Genomic DNA, 17,960 nt, shown 5'->3' with positions numbered 1-17,960 from the left:
GGAGGGGCGCTCAGCTGCCGGTGAGGGAGATGGCCAGGTCCGTGATGTTCAGGGGGAACTTGGACTTGACGGCGTCGGACACGAGCGTGGCCTCGCCGGTGAGGAGGTTGACGCTGTAGAGGGAGGGCCGGTTGGCACCGGAGGCGGTGAGCGTGGCGAAGGCGGCGTTGCCGACCGTCTTGCCGCCCGACAGGGTGCTGAAGATGTCCATGCCCGCGTTGGTCTGCGCGTCGATGCCGAGGCTGCCGGTCGGCGCCAGCGTGCCGTTGTTGGCCGGGGACTGGATGACGACCTGGTCGGCCGCCGTGTTGATGTCGAACAGCGTGGTGCCGGTGGTCCCGTCGAGGTCGTTGTTCGTGTAGGCGGCGACGGAGACGCCCTTGGTCGTGCCCTCGATCGGCGGGGTGGTGAGGTTCAGGTCCTGGATGGTCGTGTGGTCGTTGAGGTTGTGCCGCAGGTTCTGGCCGTTGTCGCTGATCACGCGCAGCCGGTCGGCGGCCGGGTTGAAGTCGACGCCGAAGTTCGTGCCGTTCAGCGCGTACTGGAGCTGGGACACCTTGGTGATCACGACGTCCGTGGTGGCCGGCGGGGTCTTGATCGTGTAGATGCCGCCCTTGTTGCCGACGCCGTACATCAGGCCGTTCTGCACCCGGAAGTCGATGCCGATCAGAGCCGTGTCGCCACTGAGCCCGACGACGTCCCTGACCCAGTCGAGCACGTTCGGCCGGTCGGTGGTGAACGTGGCCATCTGGGTGCCGTCGCCTGTGATCCCGAACGCGCGCAGGCTGGGAGTGGCGGCGGGAGCGGCAGAGCCACTGCCCGGCGCGCTCAGCATGAGCGCTGTCGACGTGGCCATGACCGCCACCGCCGCCGCGATTCTCTTTCTCGTTCCTGCTTTCACCGGTGTTTCCCTCCCGTTTGAGCAAGCACCATCGAGTGGCGTGCGGATGAGAGATTCCCGTACCGATTCCCGCGTTGATCCGGAGCGATGGCCGGAATGAATGCTGTGGTGATGCAGTGGTGTTCCCCCACGGGCTGGTACGCGGTTCCCATTAAGGCCACTTCACAGTGTCTCCACAAGTGGACCAGGCGATGAGAATGCCCCGATCCAGGGATTTTGCGCACGGTGACAAAGCGTCCCAGACGCGGTCGTCTCCGATGTGCGCAGAGTGACAAATGCCGTCCGGATCTCCCCTGTCGGCCTCTTCGACCGGAATGGCATCCTCGCGCCCATGGGGAGCTTCTTCGCCGAGTTGGCCCGACAGGCGTCGGCCAACGCGCGCCGGGAGGTCGAGGCGTACGCGCGCGAGATCCCGGAGTTCGGGTTCCTGGACACGAACCCCCGGGCGCGGGCCGAGACGCTGGAGTACGCGTTATGGCTGCGCCGCCGTACGGTCGAACTCTCCCCGGACAACAGCGAGTTGACCGACGACGACCTCGGCTGCATCGCGGCGATCGGCGAGTCGCGGGCCGCCGGAGGCATGTCGCTGGACGCACGGCAGCGGGTCCTGCGACTGCACACCTCGCTCATGCTGCGCGAGATCAACGAGGCGACCGAAGCGCAGCGCGGCGCCGGCGTCGACGAACTCATGCGGATGATGAACTGGTTCGCCCCGCAGGGAGAACGCGGTATCCGTGCCTACAGCCAGGGATTCGTGACGGCGCTGCGACACCGTCTGCCGTACGTCGAGCAGGCCGCCCTGCTGGCCAGGTCATTGCTGAGCGGAGACCCCATATCGGCGGAACTCGCCTCGGCCCTGGGCATGGAACTTCCCGAGCGCTGCGCGGTGACGGTGATCCGGGTGCCGGACCGTCCCGCCGGCGATCGCGACCTGGAAAGCGAGATCGAGGCACTGGTGAAAACCCACCACGCGCCGATCACATGGTGCCCGGGCAAGGGAAGCAGGAGCGGTGAACTGATCGCCCTGATCCCCTTGCGTCCCGCCCCACCCCCGGCGTCTCCGGGCCCCGGTGCCGCCGAGCCCGTACAGCCACACTCGGTACCCGCCCCGACACGAGACCTCTCGCCGGCCCCGACACGAGATCCCTCGCCCGCCCTGGCACCAGACCTCTCGCCCGCCCTCGTATCCGCCCGCATCTCCGACGTCGTATCCGACCCCGCGGCCGATCTCGTACGGGACTTCGCCCAGGCTCTCGGTCGCCCCTGCGCCGCCGGCACCGCCACGTCATCGCTGTCCGAGGTCGCCGACGCCCTCGACCTGGCCCGGCGGATCAGCAGGGCGGCGCCGCTGCGACGGGCGTCCGCTCGGCTGCGGCCGCACACCCTGTCGGACGTGTTCGTCGAACTCGCCGTCGCCGACGCGCCGTTCGTCGACGCATGGCTCCACGCCGTGGGCCGGAGCCTGCAGTCCGGTCCGGACCTCCTTGTCACGCTGGACGCGTACTACCACCACGACATGCACCGCGGCGCCACGGCGGCAGCCCTCAACGTCCACCCGCGCACCCTGGACTACCGCCTCCGCCGGGTGCGAGAACTCACCGGCATCGACCCCGGCTCGACGCGCGGCGTACGCGTTTTCAGCTCGGTCGTCACGCGGTGCCTGTCGGAGGCGTGGCACTGAGCTTCCGGGAACCGGATCGCCGTCGTCGGCCGGCCCCGCGCCGCCGTACGGTCGGCTCCGTGACCACCGGACGCCGAGCCCGCGCACCGCCCTCAGGGAGGTGGCGTGGCTCTGCCGAGGAGGAAACATGGGCTGACGGCGCACTGTTCTTTCGTACGGCCCCAGCCCTACATGGTTCGGTATGCCCGGAGAAAGGTCCGCACTCCCTCGACGATGAGTGGCCGGACGCGGGTGTCCTCCGCGGCATTCGCGGAACCGAGCCTGTCCAGCGCGACGCCGAAGGTCAGCGCGATGAACTGGTCGGCCGCTAGCCGGGCGTCGGGGACGTCGAGCAGCCCGGCCGCGGCGAAGGCGGCGAACCGCTCGGCAAGTGCCTCGTCGGGGGTGTCGGCCATGGAGTTGTAGCCCCGGTGCGGCAGGTGGCCGGATTCCGCCCGGACCAGTCGTTGCAGCGTTGCGTACTCCGCCGAGCCGAGCATGTCGGTCGCGATGCACATCGAGAACGTGACCAGGGCGTCCTCGAGGTCGGTGGCCTCGGTGAGGTCGGTGAGGGTGTCGTCGAGGGTGCGCCGGATCGTGGTGATCAGTGACTGGCCGACGGCGTCGACGACTGCCTTGAGCAGCGTCTGCTTGTCGCCGAAGTAGTCGTAGACCGTCCGCTTGGACACCTCGGCCCGGGCGGCTACCGCATCGACGCTGGTCCGGTCGAAGCCGTCGGTGAGGAACAGCTCCCGGGCCGCCGAGAGGATGGCGGCCCGCTTCCGCGTGGACCCCTCGCGCAGTGTCTTCGTGGTCGGCATGGGCATATCCTAACTGTCTACACTGCACGGTGTAGTGTAGTTCAGTGTTACGCGTACGCCCGACCCCTCACTCGCCCGGCAATGACGGAAAGGACGTCCATGACCGCAACTCTGGCTCCCCCGGTCCGCATCGGGAAGGCCGCTGTCGGTGCCCTCGGCATGCTGGCAGTCGCCACCGGTGCCTTGGAGTCGGTGGTGACGCCGACGCTCCCGCTCCTGCAACGCGAACTGGACATGAGTCCGGCCGAAGGGGCGTTACTCAGCATCGTGCTCCTCATCACCGGCGCGCTCGTCACACCGGTCGCCGGCAAGTTAGGCGACCGCCACGGCGGAAAACGAGTTCTGATCCGGCTGATGGCGGTCGTCTCGGCCGGTGGCCTGGTGTCCGCCCTGGCGCCGAACCTGCCTGTGCTGCTGCTCGGCCAGGTACTGCAGGGGGCGATGGTGGGCGCGCTGCCCCTGTCGTTCATCGTGGTGCGCAAACACCTCCCCGAGGGAGAGTCGAAGGTGGCCATCGGGGTGGTCAGCGGGCTGTTCGTGGGGGGAGGGATGGCGGGAATGCTGTCGGCCGGGCCCGTGGCGGAGACGCTGTCCCGACACTGGATGTTCGCGCTGCCGACGATCGCTGTCATCGGATCCACCCTCCTGGTGAACAGGCTGATGCCGCATGATCCGCCGGGCCGGAAGGACGACACCGGGACCGACTGGCCCGGCCTGCTTCTGCTGAGCGGGATGCTGGTCACGCTCATGCTCGTCCTCGCGATGGCGCCCGAACTCGGCTCGCAGCCGCTCGTGTTCGCCGTCCTCATCGTGGTGCTGGCCGCCTTCGTGACCGGATGGACAGCCGTCGAGCGTCGCGCGGCCTCGCCGATGATCGATCTGCGCATGCTGGCACGGCCCGCGATGCGGAAGTCGTGCGTGCTGACGTTCGTGATCTGCGTCGGCACCTCGTTGGCGGTCTACCTCGTCCCGCAACTGTTCGCGGTGCCCGCCGGCGAGTACGGTTTCGGGGCCAGTGCCACCGAGACCGGCTTCTTCCTTCTGCCCGGCGCCGTGGCCGCGTCGCTGGCCGGACCGATCGGCGGGATCGGGGAGCGGCGGTTCGGCTCGCGTGCCGTGGTCACCGCCGGGATCGTCCTCCTGGCTGCCGCTCTGATCGCCCTGGCAGCCGCGCACAGCGAGGTCTGGCACCTCGTCATCGGCAAGATGATGATCTCGCTCGCCAACGGCCTGTGCGTCACGGCGCTGGTGACCAGCACCGCCACCTCCGTCGATCAGAGCGACACCGGCATCGCCACCAGCTTGGTCCTGGTGACTCGCGTGATCGGTTACGCCGTGGGTGCGCAGGTCGGTGGCGCGCTCCTCACCGCGGGGACCCCTTCCGGCTCGGATGTCCCGGCCGAATCGGCCTTCATCACCGGCTTCGTCATAGCCGGCGCCGTCACGGCGCTGTCCCTGCTTGTCGCCCGGACCATGAGCAAAGGAGTCAAGGAATGACCCGCACCGGTCTGTTGGGGAATACTCGTTCCACACCGAGGCGCAAGGTCCTGATATCCGGGGCCGGCATTGCGGGGTCCGCCCTCGCTTTCTGGCTGAACCGCTACGGATTCGCCGTCACATTGGTCGAGAAGGCGGGCACGCTGCGTGACGGCGGTTACCCCATCGACGTGCGCGGCACCGCCCTGGAGGTCGTCCGGAGGATGGGAATCCTGCCGCACCTGCGGGACGCGCACATCGACCTGCGCCGGCTGACCTTCCTCGACGGAGACGGCAGCGAGATCGCCTCGGTCGACCCGCACACCATCACCGGCGGTGTCGCGGGCCGGGACCTGGAGGTGCGGCGCGGGGATCTGACCGGCGCTCTCTACGCGGCGGTCCGTGACGACGTGGAGTTCTTGTTCGACGACTCCATCGACACCCTGGACCAGTCCGGCCACAGGGTCGACGTCACCTTCCGCGGGGGCAGCAGGCGTACGTTCGACATGGTGTTCGGCGCGGACGGTCTGCACTCACGCACCCGCGCGTTGCTGTTCGGCCCCGAAGAGCAATTCCACCGGTACCTCGGTCACTGCTTCGCCGTGTTCACCATGCGCAACACCTTGGGGCTCTCCCACGAGACGATGATGTGGAACACCCCGGGCAGAGCCGCGGCACTCTACGCCGTGGGGGACGACGACGCAGTGCACGCCTTCCTGAACTTCGCCCACCCGGAACCGCCGTTCGACGCGTTCCGCAACCCGGAAGCCCAACGCGACCTGATCGCCGCGGTGTTCGCCGACGCGGGATGGGAGGTCCCGGGCATGCTCACCGCCCTGCGCGACGCGGACGACCTGTTCTTCGACGGCGTCAGCCAGATCCGCATGCCCCGCTGGTCCAGCGGCAGGGTCGCGCTGGTGGGCGACGCCGCCTACGCTCCCTCGTTCCTCACCGGACAGGGCACCAGCCTCGCGCTCGTCGGTGCGTACATGCTCGCCGGTTCCCTGGCCGACCGGGAACACGCCGCGGGCTTCGCCGCCTACGAACACCACACCCGTGAGTTCGTGACCGTGAACCAGGAGCAGGTCGGCGAGGGAGACGCCACACTCTTCCCCACCACCGCCCGGGCCCTGAAGCAGCGCAACGACATGCTGCTCAAACTCAGCACCATGCCCTCCACGGAGGCCCGACCGGCCCATTCCGCCCTCACCCTGCCCGAGTTCATGCCCATGACGTGAGCCCGGGGCGCGCGCCGATGACGGGCGTCACCAGCGCCGGGGCCGGAGGCCCGGACCCGGCGCTGGTGACGGTGGGTGCGGTGATCTGCCCCGCTGCCGGTCACTCGTCCCGCCCGCGGTCTCAGTGCCTGGGATCGGCCGCCCAGGTCATGACGTGCTTCTGCCTTCGCTCGATCGGCCGAGTTCGGCCACGAGGAGCTGCAGCAGACCCGGACAGCGCTCCTCGATGTCCGCCCTGAGCAGCCTCACGGTGCTTCCGTTGCCGTGAGCGCGCTGCACCACGAGGCCCGCCTCCCGCAGAACTCGGAAGTGGTGAGTGCGTGTGGCCTTCTTCACCGGCAGGTCGAACGACCCGCAGGCGCGCTCCTGATCCTCGGGGTCGGCCGCGAGTTCGGCGATCACCCTCCGCCGGGAGTCGTCCGCGAGCGCGGCGAACACTGTGCCAAGGTCCACGATCCTCCTCTAGGTACGATTTGCATCGTACCTCAATGCATGTCTAACCTCCGAGGTATGAAGATCGCCATACCTGAGGGAAGCGGCCCCATCGGCCTCTACGGATTCGCCCGCCCACGCGCGGAGTGCGCCGAGGAACTGGAACGTCTGTTGCTTTCGTTCGTCGAGCCGACCCGTGCCGAGCCGGGCGCCTGGCAGTACCAGGTGCACCGCGATGCCTCCGACCCCACCACGCTGGTCTTCTACGAGCTGTGGCGCTCCAGGGACGATCTGCGCAAACACCTTGCCCGGCCCGACCTTGCCCGCTTTCAGGAGACTCGCATGGACTATCTGCGCGAGGACCTGGAGATCAACTGGTTGACGCCTCTCACCGCGACGAAACCGGTGAACTGAACCACTCCGGGATCGGTGGAGGCTCCATGCGTTGACTCCGGCCGCCGGTCGGGGCTGGTGTTGAGCGCAGTGGTCGATCTCGTATTCGTAGGCGGCTGGAGCATGTCCGACTCGCCGTACAGGTCAACAAACAACCCCCAAGCCAATGACCTGGGGGTTCGAAATGGAGCGGGTGACGAGAATCGAACTCGCGCTCTCAGCTTGGGAAGCGACGGCGCTCGACTGGTCCCTATGTCTATGACCTGCGCAGATGGCATTTGCTCGGGCGGTCGTGCGGGTCGGACCGCGCCGCTGTTGACCGTGGTTGTCCGCTCTTACGGGCACGCTATGGGCACGGGGCGCGCAGACTGGTGGGCACGGTGCGTTCTCGGACGGGCACGGTGTCGAGCCGGACTCGGTCGGATGTCCGGTCGGGGAACGCTTTCGCGCGTGCACAGAGACCGCTGGCGGGTGATTGTCAGTGGCCGGCCCTAGTGTGCCCGCGTGACGACATTTCGATCCGGCTTCACGCTCTGGCAACTGGTCCAGACGGCACGGGAACTGACTGAGGATGCGCGGGTCCGGGAGCGCGTCGATGCGGTGCTGCACATCATGGGCGGCCTCGGTGGGACGTACGGCAAGGGCAGGCCCTTGGTGGACGCCTTGGAGGATGTGGCCCAAGAGGCCGTCCTCCAAGGAGACTTCGCATTCGCCCAGCGCTTTCAGCGCTTCGCAGCCTATGCCGGAGGCGAACTGTTCCTTGAAATCCTGGAGCAGTACTACGACGAGGCAGCTCGACAGCGCAGCGAGGAACACATGCGGAGGATGGTCGCCATGGGTGCTGACAGGGCGGTCGCTGCCTTGGACGTCCTGTGCCGCGACAAGCCCGACGCGACCGCCGCCGACGCCCGCGACCTTTTTCGCGGCATAGCCCAGTCCGCCGACTACCTGGGCCTCGGGGGTGGCGAGGGCGGGATCCAGCTCTCCACCAAGGAGGCGAGGCGGCTTCAGCAGTTCGGGCACATGGAGATAGTCCTCCGCGACCTGCCCCGGCCCGCTTCCGCCGAGGCCGCACGAATGATGAGCGATATCCTGGCCGAAGTCGACGCGGGCATGCTGGCCCAGTTGCTCGAACTGAGGGCCAGGCAAGTCGGTCTGGCGGCCCTGCGTACCGTGGTGGAGGACCCGGACAGCTCCGAGAGCGCCCTCCATGCCTGTCTGAAGAACCAGGAGTGGATCTTCGGCGGGGCCTACGTGGCCGAGCTGGCACGCCGGCAGTACACCCCGGACGCCATCCTCGACATCCCGCTCCTGCGCGGCGACGGCTCCCTGCACGTGGTGGAGCTCAAGCGCGCCAACATCAAGGACCTGGTCATACGACGCTCCGGCCACCTCATGTTGGGTGCCCCGGCGCACCGCGCGGTCTCCCAGGCGCAGAACTACCTCCGGGCCATGGACGAGAACCGCCCGAGCATCCTGGCCGAGCACGGAGTCGACACCCGCCGGGCGTCGGCGACGGTCGTGATCGGACACCCGCGGTACGTGACCGGGGACGTCACCTCCCAGGAGATCGCGGAGACGCTGCGAACCTACAACACACACCAGGCGCGCATAGAAGTGATCACATACGAGACCCTGCTGGATTCAGCCTCCCGCATGCTGGCTCTGTCATCGGCACGGCAGGACGCAGACCCCGACCCGGACGAGGAGTCCGCCGCATGACCGACACAGCACCCGCGATCGAACCGCTCCTGGCCCGCTTGTGCGGCGGTGAGATCACCGACAAGGACTACGTCGGATACTTCATGAACGAGTACGGAGAGGAACTCGTGTTCGCCCAGCGTCGGGGCGAGAAATCCGCTCGGCTCTGGCACAGCGACGCGGACTGGGAGATGTTCCTCGTCGGTGACCACTCGATTCGGCTCGACGGCCCGATGGACGGGATGATCACTGTTGCGGACCTGATCATCAACCGCGAGGAGGCGACATGGCTGTCCTCCTGCCTCGCCGCTTCCCGCCATCTACGGCAGGGACGGACCTGACCACGCACCGTGCTGAGGCCTCAACGGGCGGGTCTGGCTCAGGGGAGGCGGCCAGGCCCCTGCACATGAGCCCTGCTCTGCCCAGGATGTCCTCCGCCCCGTCGTCCGTGACTTGGTCGCCCGTGGCCAGGGTGGTCGTCGTCTGCAGGTACGGCATCGCCGGTAACGTCGGTAAGCTTGGTCACGCTGCGTTAAAACGGCTGGGGACGTCAGCGTCGTAGCTGCAGTCGCCATGAGGCCGACGATCGAAGCGGGTAGGAGGCCGCTCGGGTACTCCCTGGCGACCTTCCGCTCTGATGCAGGCTCCTTCCCGGTCAAGTGCCAGCCCCCGTAAGAGATTTGCATCCACCCACGACGAGGTGCGGTGTGGGGCGGGTGCCCGGTGTTGTCCGGGAACGGTGGGCTGAGGGCTCGGACCGTGCGAACCTCTCGCTCAGCTACGTCAAAGAGCAGGTCAGCGCCCTGCTGCGATGCGGGCGGCTTGCCGCCTCAGGGAACTCGTGTCCTTCACGTGCCCAATCGTCGACGGCGGGCGGCCCGCGAAACACAGCGACGGCTCGTCAATAAGCAAGCCCCAGGCCACTGACCTGGGGGTTCGAGAACTGTTGACCGTAGTTGCCCGCTCTGAAGAGCACGCTGTGGGCACGAGGTCGCGAGGTGGAGGAGTGTCGTGCCTGCGTCGCCCTCTCTGTGCTCGGGGTTCGTCGACACGTAGGCCGGCTGAGGGAAGTCGTCGCGACTGCACAGGGATGCCGAGACCCTGCCCTGGCTCGGAAGATCACAAAAAGCTGGTTTCACGCTGCAGACTTCGATCTCCACGACGGGCAGCCTGGTACCCAAGGTGGCGAGCGCGGCGAGATGCCGCGACTCAAGATCGAGAGATTTACCTCTCCAGGTAAAGACCTCAGTCCTCAATGTGAGGACCCTGCTGCCCGAGGTGAGGAGGCAGCCCGATGGAGTGGATCACTGCGGGAAGCGGCGCCGTCGTGGGACTGTTGGTGATCCGCGTGCTGCTCCACCAGGTGCGAGCACTCCTGATGGATGTGGGTGCCGTTGTTCGCGCGTGGCGTGAGCTTCTGAGCGTGGTGAGGAACTCAGGAGCTCCCACCAGGAGTGGTGGTCCATGAGAGCCCTGTTGGTGTGGTCGGCGCCGGAACAGTCGGCTTGCCGCTGTTTAAGGAAAACCTTAAACTCATGATGCTGGTGTCGAGGGGAGCCGTCTTGAGCTGGGCGATCAAGGTCACCGATGAATACGCGGAGTGGTTCCGGCAGCTGATCAAGGAGGATCTCGGTTCTGCCTCCCAGGTCGCCCAGGCCGTTGCCGCACTGCGTGACGCAGGCCCCACCCTCGGGCGTCCCCTCGTGGACCGGCTGAAGGGATCGGAACTGCATCACCTCAAGGAGCTGAGGCCGGGGTCAGGTGGCCGGTCCGAGATCCGGATCATCTTCGCCTTTGATCCGACTCGTTCAGCCCTGCTACTCCTCGGGGGCGACAAAGCAGGAAACTGGGAGCGCTGGTACCGCGACAACATTCCTCTGGCTGAACAGCTCTACCGCGACTACACCGGTGACACGGAGGACTGAGGAGTAAGCATGCCCAAGAAGACCCCGCAGGACTGGGAGACCCTGGAGCAGGAGCTGTACTCGGCCGGTGCGGATCCCGCTGAGGTAGAAGCCGGTTCACGTCGACTGCAGGCGGAAGCCCGTGGTCATCAACTCGCTGAAGCGCGCAAGCAGTACGGGCTGGCCCAGAGGGACGTGGCTGCCCGTATGGGTGTGAGCATCGCTCGCGTGTCCCAGATCGAGCACGGCGAGGTCGCCACTCTCGATGTCATCGCACGTTACGTCGAAGCGCTCGGCGGCAGGTTGGACTTGGTTGCCGACTTCGGTGATCACACGCTGCGGATGCCGGCAAGTGGTGATCAGGGCAGCGCGGCGGCGTAGCCGGCCCGAAGGCTTTGCGTGCGGTGATGCGACGCACCGTCCGGCAGTGCTTCTCGGGGAACAGCAGGCTGAGGGCTCTTCCTGTTCGATCCTGCATAACTTGACGAGAAATCGCAGGTCAGCGGCATGCGCTGGCGTGAGAAGCGGTGACTGGCTGGTCTCAACTAAGCGCCCGTGCCCTCCGCGTGCCCAATCTTCGAGTGCATGAGGGTACGGAAAGCACGGAAGAGTCAGCGCGACAAAGAACCCCCGGGTCCCTGACCTGGGGGTTTCACATGGAGCGGGTGACGAGAATCGAACTCGCGCTCTCAGCTTGGGAAGCGATGGCGCTTGGGCGGCACCTGTAGCTCTGACCTGCAGAGATTCCGCCTCTCCGCGTGGATTCGCGGTTCGGATCGCACCGCTGTTGACCGTGGTTGTCCGGTCTTAAGGGCACGGATAGGGCACGGGCGCGTGCTGCGGTGCGGAACGAAGGCCGGCGCGGTGATTGGGCACTGAGATTGGCTCCTCCGGCGCCACGTGCAGGAAGGGCCATTGCGGCTGCACACAACGGCTAGTCAGTGCGCCGAAGATCACCGAATGTACGCTCCTCCGGTGTCCTGGAAGGAGACTATGGCTGGCTGTGAGTGGCCAGTCAGGTGGCCGTCGCCGCCGGATCAGTATCCCGAGGCGCAGGATGCTGGGTGAGCCACCGGCGTTCGACGGTGAGATCCGGGTGCAGCACGTCGTATTCAAGGGCGTGCATCGGGGCCGGGTGGGTCTCTCCCTCCCAAGGTGCCGGTTGCCGTGTGCCGGTCGGCTGCCAGTGACGCCAAGGGTCGTGGGCGGGGTGATGGACCACGAGCTTGTCCGCCACGTCGTAGGCGACTTGTACGAGCCCGATGCCCACGCCACCCGGGAGCTTCATGCGATGGTCCACCTGCTTGCGCGGGTCGGCGGCCTGCATGCCGGCGCCGGGGAGGAAGAGCAGCCGATGCGGGTCCAGAGGCAGGAGTACGTCGCAGACCGCTGCGGCGGCGAGTTGGTTCCTCGCGTCGGGTGCGTTGAAGAGGACGACGGGGACATCGCTGGTGAGGAGGCACATGTCGCTGAAGCCGAGCGCCCACGGGCGGGTGAAGAGCGTGAAGGCGATGGCCGCTACGTGTTCCACGATGTAGCGCAGATGCGGATTGTTCGCTGCGATGGCGGCGATCTCCGCCGGAACTTCAAGGAGTTCGCTGCCCTCGTCGAGATGTTCGATGCGTTTTCGCTGCCGTGTGGTGCGCAACAGTTGAGCAGCCATCCACCATGCCAGGTGCAGGCGCTCTTCGGCAGGCAGAGGCCACCGTCCCGTGAGAGCACCGTCCGGGTCGTCGAGTACGGCCCTCAGCATTGTGGTTGCGTCCGATTCGAGCTGAGTGAAGAAGGCTTCCACCATGTGGTGCGGCACGCCGTCCGGATTGGTGCCCCAGTAAAAGCCGCGCTCGACGAACGCGTTGGTCGGAGCGGCAGGGAACGGCTGGTCGACGCGGTCCAGGCGGCGTACGGCCAGGGTGTACTTCCGTGGGCCCTCGTGTGCGGCGAATCGCTTCAGATACATCTGCGGCACTGTGTGATCACGCGTCTGCCCGGTCTCGCGCATCCTGCGCTTCCCTGCCGATGCTCTGCCCATCCACCGCTCCTGCCTTCGGGTGGTCCACAGTAAGGGCGGGGGCTCGCCGGGCAAACCGAAATACCCCGTGGTCAGGGTGACCAAGTGCAGAAGGTCGGGGCCGTCGACTGGCTGGCGGAGCCATATTTGGCCGCGGGTTCGCGTTCCTGCCAGAGCCTCATGTACAGGCTGGCCGGTGCCATGCCCAGTTCGGCGCTCGCAGGAGGGTGTGACACATCGCGTGTCTTGGAGGTGTTCGGCGCGTTTCAGACAGTATGAGTGCGCCTTTGATCCTCGAAGACCTTGACCAGGCAGTATCCCGGCGGAACGCCTTGTCTGCGGAGCTGATGACGTGTGACGGCGAGATCGCCGAGTTGATCGCCCAGGCGGTCGTGTCCGGACTTACCGTCGAATCCGCGCTGTGCAAAATGAAGCCGTTGATCCCACGGCAGCGAACCCGTAGGAGTGGCGGGCGGGAGCGCCCTGGACTGGTGCCGGCCGAATTCATTGCGCTCTCTCGTAACCGGGCCTGGGAAGTACTGTCCAGCGCCGACAGGGAAGAGGGATGTACCAGTGACGAGCTGCTGAGCAGCCTCCGTCACGAAGGGCACGTCCATCTCTCGCGGTCGCACGTTGACGGGTGGATCACCTACTGGGAGCGGCTGGGGCGTGTCCGGAGACTGGCTGATTGCGAAGCGCCCGCGTATGCAGTGGTTGACGATCGGCTTATGCGTCCGCTGGCCGAGGCATTCGCGGGCCATTCCACCTTCGGTGATCCGGTTCCGTATCTGCTGCGCGCTGTGCTCACCGAGGTCGAGGCGTCCGGCAAGGGGTGTCTGTACACAGGAACCATTGCCGCCGCGCTCGGAGTCAGCGCGTACGAACTCGGCGCCACTCTGTGCCCGTTGCTCCGCAGCGTGGGGGTCCACCGCCCCGGTGACGGGCGGGTACGCGAGATGCCCGGGGGGCTCCTCGCCCCTGGCTTCACCGAAGAGTGTCTGAGAACGGCTGTCGCGGCCTTCGAGGTGAGGGCAGAGGGAACGACCAGGTCGGACGGGGAGTGACCCTGTCGTGCTCAGGAGCCTTATCGAACAGTACGTCGAAAACCAGCGGAATAAGCGGGAGCTGGCAAAGCGCCGCTGGGAGCAAGAAGAGCGGTGGCGCGAGGAGGACCGAGCCGTTGCCCTCGCCGCGCGTGCCGCGAACGAGGTTTCCGCAGCCCGGCACGGCGAGGTGATGCGGGGACTGGCGGGCATCTCCTACGTCACGTTGCGCTGTCACGAGGACACGTGGACGTTCATGGCGCGGGCGGCCTTCGGGGTGTGGGAACCTTCTTGGTCGCAGAGCACGTACGACGGGTGGAGCCGGGTCGGTCCGAACGGCAGGCAGCTGAACCTCTTCACCGTCGATCCGAACCTGCCTCAGGGTCGCATTACCAAGAGCGCCGACGGAATGCAGGATGTGCTCGTCTCGGGCCACAATCTGGTCCGGATTCTCGATGTGCTCCGCGCCGTCGCACGATCCGAGGATCCGGCCCGCCGTGCTCGGGGCAAGACGCTGTACGAGAGGATCTCGGTGGTGGCCGACATGGCGGATCCGGCTGACTCGGCGGGGAAGACCACTGGGTTCATCGTGCGTATCGACGACAGTATGAGTGAGCGACACCCACAAAAGCCCTCACGGGCCCTGACCACGCCAGCTGCACTGACAACGACTCCGGCGCCCGCCACCGCCGTGCTACTCCGAGACACGCCCACGCTTCCAGCATCCACGCGCCGGCGCGAAGTGGTGTCCCCTCCCGCGGACCGGATCGAGGCCCTGATCGCCGAGATCGACGCCAAGCAGGAAGCGTGACCTCAGTGACGGTCGGCCAGGCGTTGTCCGAGCGCCTTACGGGCTTCCTGAACGCTCGAAGATGGCGAGGTCATGTCTGTGACGGTACTGCTCGGGCCGTCAGGCCAACTCGAACTCTGCGTGGGGCGTTGCCCGCTGCCACACGGCCTCGAAGGCCGACTCGCAGAGCTTCGCCACCTCGGGGTCTTCCGTGAACTCGACCTCCATGTTCTCGCCCTCGCCGTCGAAGTGATTGACGAGAACGAGGCTGGAGTCGAACAGCCAGAAGTCGTTGCCCGGAAGCATGAGGTCCGTGGTGCTGCGGCGCGAGAGCCAGCGCACGTCTTCGCCGGCAGCGATGTTGAGCCCGTCGGTCACGTCGTACTCGAAGCGGATGTACTCGCTGACGGGCATCGAAACGATCCTGGCTCGGCGCACTTCGACGCCTCGTGCGGTGGCGGCCGTAACGATGCTGTGCCAGTCGGCCCAGCGCCCGGCGGGGTCGAGGGTCTGACCGGCCTTCCAGTCGATGAAGGCGGGGTCCGACTTCATGTAGGCGTCGCGCATCTCCAGATGGACAGCCGTCCTCTGGCAGTCGCGGAACAGTTCCTCAAACGTCGGGGTCCTCGTCACTCTTCTTCACCTCCAGGAAGAACTGCACCATGCGCCGGGGGATCTCCACCGCCGACTCGTGGCCCGGGATGTCCATCTGACTGAGGCGGGCGACGTCGTCCACCGTCCACCCCTGTACGACGTAGGTGTCCTTCTCCTCGTCGAGGTAGATGGTGGGGGAGCCGCCACTGGGATTCTCCGGGTCCTTGCCGAGCTTACGCAGGGCCATGGTGTCCTCCTCGGAAGCCGGTAACGATCTCTGTGCCAGAGCTTGCCTGCAACTTCGCCGCAGAGCGAGGAACTTGCCGGAATTTGCCAGGGACTTCGAGCGGCGACCTTGAGCGGGGAAGCCTGGTTGACGGCGCACGGACGTGTGGATGCAGTCCATTCGGCGGTTCACCTGGCCGCCCTCTGGCCACCCTGCCCCATCGGCGCCATCTGCTTGGGCCTTGGCAGAGGGCACCGGCGTACGCCCTGAATCACCGTGCCTTGCGGGGGCGGTGGTCTCGGCTCGGTGAGGGCCGGGTGGCACGACCGCTGCCCGTGGCCGCATTGGTGGTGCGCTTGGGCATCGTCGTTGCGTCGGCAGGCAGGTCGGCCATGCGGCGCAGCCGCCATGCCAGCACGTCGCTGACCGAGTCCGCGGACTGAAGCTCTTGCTGCTCAGCCGCCTCGGCCAGGAGCGCGGCCGGATCGTGTCCAGCGGTTTCAGCGTCGGCAAGGGTGGCGGCCAGCGCATGCCAGCCCGGTTCGGCAAGGACCTTTCCCGCCAGCTCCGGCACCGCCAGACGCAGGTGGGCGGTCTGCCTCTGGCGCAGGGGCTGCGACAGGCGCCGCCCCCGCTGGTACAGCGCCCCAAGCGGGACGTCGGGAGCGGCCCGATAGGCAGTGCGCAGGTGCTCGGCGGCCTGCCGGGCGGCGACTGCCTGTTGACCGTGCCCCTTCTTCGCCTGCCAGTGGGCGGCGGCGGTGACGAGAAAGAACGCCATGTCGATCATCATCGCCGTGGTCGCCCCGTCCTCCCCGCGACTGAGCGCCGGGCCGCTGTAGACGAGGTCTCGGGCGGCCTGGCATAGGGCGCGGTCGTGTCCGCGCTCGGCCTTCACATGGGAGCGGGTGGCTCGTTCGAAGGCGAAGGCCGCCTCGCGCAGCTCCGTGCGGGTGTGAGCGGCAGAGGTTTTGGCGAGCGCGTCGAGGACTTCCCCGGCCGCCGCGATCTGCGCGGCCACCACAGCGGCCTCGCCATGATCGATGACCAGCACCGCCTGCCACGCGGCCGTGGCTGCCCGGCGTCGCGCCGTTGCGGGGCCACTCGGCGCGGTGCCTGTGGTCTTGGTGCGAGGGCGTATCTGTGCTCCGGGCGGGCGTTTCGCCGGACCAGCGTTGGCGGATTCGGGGCAGGGACAGGTCGGGAGCGAGCGTGGAGCCCGCATAGAAGACCGGTTCCTGGGCGTCGTTGCGGTCGTCGGGAAGTGCGACCTTGTATCCGAGCAGGTCGCCGGAGGGTGCGACGCGCTGCCGGATCAGCACACCGGCGGCGGCCAGGCGGTCGAAGAACTCCTCCTCGCTGGTGGCGCCGGCCACGGCGCGCCGTACGGTCTCGCGCAGCTCCTCCCGCGCGGGGCGCTCCCTGCCCTGCCGTGCGGCCTTGTGCCGCTCGGCGCTGGTGGTGCGCTTGGCGGCGGTGCCGTCCCCGGGGGCGCCTTGGTGCAGGCCGAGTTCCTTTTCGATGAGGCGGCACTCGGCTTGAGCGCGCTTGCCGGAGCGGTGGTGGTCGGGGCGGCGGCCGTCCTCCCGTACGAGCGTGGCGATGATATGGATGTGGTCGTCGGCGTGCCGGACAGCGGCCCAGCGGCAGCCGGCGCCGTCGCCAGGATCGATGCCGGTGGCGGCGACCATGCGACGGGCTATGTCGCCCCACCGCTCGTCGGACAGGACCGGGGCGTCCGGCGCTCCGGCGCCGTGAACTTCGAGAAGTACGCACTCCGCTGGATGGAGGAGCGGGGTCTGGCGCCCACCACGCTCGACCGCTACGACGGTCTGCTGCGCCTGCACATCCTGCCGACCTTCGGCGGCAAGGACCTGGACGAGATCACGCCGCCCTCCGTCCGCACATGGCGAGCCGAGCGCCTGAAAGCGACCGGCGCCACCACGGTGGCCAAGTCGTACCGCCTGCTGAAGGCCATCCTTCAGACCGCGGTCGACGACGACCTCCTGCGCAGCAACCCGTGCCGCATCAAGGGTGCCGGCAAGGAGGAGGCCGACGAGCGGCCCACCGCCACCATCGAGCAGGTCTTCGACCTCGCCGACGCGATGGGCCCCCGCTGGCGCCTCATGGTCCTCCTCGGCGCCTTCGCCTCACTCCGACCCGAGGAACTGGCCGAACTGCGCCGACGCAGTGTCGATCTCGACGAATGCTCCCTACGCGTCACACACGCCTCCCCGGAACTGACGAACGGAAGACGGGTCACAGGCGACCCCAAGTCCCGCGCGGGCAAACGCACCGTCTACCTTCCCGACTTCCTGCTCCCGGAGCTGCGCCGACACCTGCAGTGGTTCGCCGAGAAAGAGGCGAACGGCCTCATCTTCGTCGGCGAGAAGGGCGCCCCGTTCCGCCGCTCGACCTTCGGTCGCAAGTGGCGCAAGGCCAGGACCAAGGTCGGCATGCCGGAGAACTTCCGCTTCTACGACCTTCGGCACACCGGCAACACCCTCGCCACCGACACCGGCGCCAAGCTGAAGGACCTCATGGTCCGCGCCGGCCAGTCCTCGGAGCGGGCCCAGCTGATCTATCAGCACTCGACGGCGAAGCACCAGCGCAAGCTGGCGCAGGGCATCGACGCCGAGGTGCGCGCACAGCTCCGCGAAGCAGGCACAGCCTAGAGTGCCCGCGAGGCATGAGTCCGTGCTGTCCACTCCGGGTCTGGTCACTCGGCCAGACCCCGCGTGGGCTGAGCTGCCGGTTTCCGGGAGAAGTA

At 67.4% G+C, this 17,960-nt stretch carries 16 protein-coding genes and 2 pseudogenes; 11 read left to right on the top strand and 7 right to left on the bottom strand.

Annotation, left to right across the window (positions count from 1 at the left end; all coding sequences use genetic code 11):
- Nucleotides 1–10 precede the first annotated feature (10 nt).
- Nucleotides 11–856 carry a DUF4394 domain-containing protein gene (locus tag ABZ948_RS12540; protein ID WP_359758890.1) on the bottom strand — a complete coding sequence of 282 codons (846 nt, stop codon included), beginning with the start codon at nt 854–856 and terminating at the stop codon, nt 11–13.
- A 376-nt stretch (nt 857–1,232) separates the two neighbouring features.
- On the opposite strand from ABZ948_RS12540, the gene ABZ948_RS12535 reads away from it, so the two are divergent.
- A complete protein-coding gene (locus ABZ948_RS12535) occupies nt 1,233–2,582 on the top strand; it encodes a PucR family transcriptional regulator (RefSeq protein ID WP_359758889.1) in 1,350 nt (449 codons plus the stop codon).
- A 167-nt stretch (nt 2,583–2,749) separates the two neighbouring features.
- On the opposite strand, the gene ABZ948_RS12530 is transcribed toward ABZ948_RS12535, so the two are convergent.
- Nucleotides 2,750–3,382, bottom strand: coding sequence for a TetR/AcrR family transcriptional regulator (locus ABZ948_RS12530; RefSeq protein WP_359758888.1), 633 nt, complete (start codon nt 3,380–3,382; stop codon nt 2,750–2,752).
- 99 nt (nt 3,383–3,481) lie between these two features.
- Here ABZ948_RS12530 and ABZ948_RS12525 point away from each other — a divergent pair, with 99 nt between their 5' ends.
- Nucleotides 3,482–4,879 (top strand): MFS transporter, encoded by a 1,398-nt coding sequence (locus ABZ948_RS12525; RefSeq protein ID WP_359758887.1) that lies wholly within the window; start codon nt 3,482–3,484, stop codon nt 4,877–4,879.
- Nucleotides 4,876–6,096, top strand: coding sequence for an FAD-dependent monooxygenase (locus tag ABZ948_RS12520; protein ID WP_359758886.1), 1,221 nt, complete (start codon nt 4,876–4,878; stop codon nt 6,094–6,096). The genes ABZ948_RS12525 and ABZ948_RS12520 overlap by 4 nt, the downstream gene beginning before the upstream one ends.
- Before the next feature lie 147 nt (nt 6,097–6,243).
- Here ABZ948_RS12520 and ABZ948_RS12515 read toward each other — a convergent pair whose 3' ends face one another.
- Nucleotides 6,244–6,534 (bottom strand): ArsR/SmtB family transcription factor, encoded by a 291-nt coding sequence (locus tag ABZ948_RS12515; RefSeq protein WP_359758885.1) that lies wholly within the window; start codon nt 6,532–6,534, stop codon nt 6,244–6,246.
- Nucleotides 6,535–6,606: 72 nt separating this feature from the next.
- Between ABZ948_RS12515 and ABZ948_RS12510 the strand changes: the two genes are divergently transcribed.
- From ABZ948_RS12510 to ABZ948_RS12490, 5 genes are all read left to right on the top strand, one after another.
- Nucleotides 6,607–6,942: a putative quinol monooxygenase gene (locus ABZ948_RS12510; protein ID WP_359758884.1), complete on the top strand. Its 336-nt coding sequence runs from the start codon at nt 6,607–6,609 to the stop codon at nt 6,940–6,942.
- Between the two features lie 483 nt (nt 6,943–7,425).
- On the top strand, nt 7,426–8,643 hold the full coding sequence (locus ABZ948_RS12505) for a Shedu anti-phage system protein SduA domain-containing protein (RefSeq protein ID WP_359758883.1): 1,218 nt from the start codon (nt 7,426–7,428) through the stop codon (nt 8,641–8,643).
- Nucleotides 8,640–8,963 carry a hypothetical protein gene (locus ABZ948_RS12500; protein ID WP_260827881.1) on the top strand — a complete coding sequence of 108 codons (324 nt, stop codon included), beginning with the start codon at nt 8,640–8,642 and terminating at the stop codon, nt 8,961–8,963. Before ABZ948_RS12505 ends, ABZ948_RS12500 begins: the two co-directional genes overlap by 4 nt.
- 1,197 nt (nt 8,964–10,160) lie before the next feature.
- Nucleotides 10,161–10,547, top strand: coding sequence for a type II toxin-antitoxin system RelE/ParE family toxin (locus ABZ948_RS12495; RefSeq protein ID WP_359758901.1), 387 nt, complete (start codon nt 10,161–10,163; stop codon nt 10,545–10,547).
- Nucleotides 10,548–10,556: 9 nt separating this feature from the next.
- The gene (locus tag ABZ948_RS12490; protein ID WP_359758882.1) at nt 10,557–10,907 is read left to right on the top strand and encodes a helix-turn-helix domain-containing protein; all 351 of its coding nucleotides are present in this window, start codon (nt 10,557–10,559) and stop codon (nt 10,905–10,907) included.
- Between the two features lie 634 nt (nt 10,908–11,541).
- On the opposite strand, the gene ABZ948_RS12485 is transcribed toward ABZ948_RS12490, so the two are convergent.
- Nucleotides 11,542–12,528, bottom strand: coding sequence for a DUF4238 domain-containing protein (locus ABZ948_RS12485; RefSeq protein ID WP_359758881.1), 987 nt, complete (start codon nt 12,526–12,528; stop codon nt 11,542–11,544).
- 296 nt (nt 12,529–12,824) lie between these two features.
- Between ABZ948_RS12485 and ABZ948_RS12480 the strand changes: the two genes are divergently transcribed.
- Nucleotides 12,825–13,601 carry a hypothetical protein gene (locus ABZ948_RS12480; RefSeq protein WP_359758880.1) on the top strand — a complete coding sequence of 259 codons (777 nt, stop codon included), beginning with the start codon at nt 12,825–12,827 and terminating at the stop codon, nt 13,599–13,601.
- A gap of 7 nt (nt 13,602–13,608) precedes the next feature.
- On the top strand, nt 13,609–14,391 hold the full coding sequence (locus ABZ948_RS12475; RefSeq protein WP_359758879.1) for a hypothetical protein: 783 nt from the start codon (nt 13,609–13,611) through the stop codon (nt 14,389–14,391).
- Between the two features lie 99 nt (nt 14,392–14,490).
- On the opposite strand, the gene ABZ948_RS12470 is transcribed toward ABZ948_RS12475, so the two are convergent.
- From ABZ948_RS12470 to ABZ948_RS12460, 3 genes and pseudogenes are all read right to left on the bottom strand, one after another.
- Nucleotides 14,491–15,003, bottom strand: a complete 513-nt coding sequence (locus ABZ948_RS12470; RefSeq protein ID WP_359758878.1) for a DUF6879 family protein — start codon at nt 15,001–15,003, stop codon at nt 14,491–14,493.
- A complete protein-coding gene (locus ABZ948_RS12465) occupies nt 14,981–15,211 on the bottom strand; it encodes a hypothetical protein (RefSeq protein WP_359758877.1) in 231 nt (76 codons plus the stop codon). The genes ABZ948_RS12470 and ABZ948_RS12465 overlap by 23 nt, the downstream gene beginning before the upstream one ends.
- A gap of 250 nt (nt 15,212–15,461) precedes the next feature.
- Nucleotides 15,462–16,935: pseudogene (locus ABZ948_RS12460) on the bottom strand (relaxase/mobilization nuclease domain-containing protein); the annotation flags it as partial.
- Between ABZ948_RS12460 and ABZ948_RS12455 the strand changes: the two are divergent.
- Nucleotides 16,936–17,865 (top strand): annotated as a pseudogene (locus ABZ948_RS12455) (tyrosine-type recombinase/integrase); the annotation flags it as partial. It abuts the pseudogene before it with no gap.
- Nucleotides 17,866–17,960: the final 95 nt, after the last annotated feature.

The organism is Streptomyces olindensis (assembly GCF_040645895.1).
GTDB lineage: Bacteria > Actinomycetota > Actinomycetes > Streptomycetales > Streptomycetaceae > Streptomyces > Streptomyces olindensis.
The sequence above is the reverse complement of the archived record's forward strand: the minus strand, read 5'-3'. Positions and strand labels throughout refer to the sequence as shown.

Coding starts and splice junctions, on each gene's coding strand:
- ABZ948_RS12465 (WP_359758877.1), bottom strand. CDS start 15,211: ATGGCCCTGCGTAAGCTCGGCAAGGACCCGGAGAATCCCAGTGGCGGC.
- ABZ948_RS12540 (WP_359758890.1), bottom strand. CDS start 856: ATGGCCACGTCGACAGCGCTCATGCTGAGCGCGCCGGGCAGTGGCTCT.
- ABZ948_RS12495 (WP_359758901.1), top strand. CDS start 10,161: ATGCTGGTGTCGAGGGGAGCCGTCTTGAGCTGGGCGATCAAGGTCACC.
- ABZ948_RS12500 (WP_260827881.1), top strand. CDS start 8,640: ATGACCGACACAGCACCCGCGATCGAACCGCTCCTGGCCCGCTTGTGC.
- ABZ948_RS12490 (WP_359758882.1), top strand. CDS start 10,557: ATGCCCAAGAAGACCCCGCAGGACTGGGAGACCCTGGAGCAGGAGCTG.
- ABZ948_RS12535 (WP_359758889.1), top strand. CDS start 1,233: ATGGGGAGCTTCTTCGCCGAGTTGGCCCGACAGGCGTCGGCCAACGCG.
- ABZ948_RS12485 (WP_359758881.1), bottom strand. CDS start 12,528: ATGCGCGAGACCGGGCAGACGCGTGATCACACAGTGCCGCAGATGTAT.
- ABZ948_RS12510 (WP_359758884.1), top strand. CDS start 6,607: ATGAAGATCGCCATACCTGAGGGAAGCGGCCCCATCGGCCTCTACGGA.
- ABZ948_RS12530 (WP_359758888.1), bottom strand. CDS start 3,382: ATGCCGACCACGAAGACACTGCGCGAGGGGTCCACGCGGAAGCGGGCC.
- ABZ948_RS12520 (WP_359758886.1), top strand. CDS start 4,876: ATGACCCGCACCGGTCTGTTGGGGAATACTCGTTCCACACCGAGGCGC.
- ABZ948_RS12525 (WP_359758887.1), top strand. CDS start 3,482: ATGACCGCAACTCTGGCTCCCCCGGTCCGCATCGGGAAGGCCGCTGTC.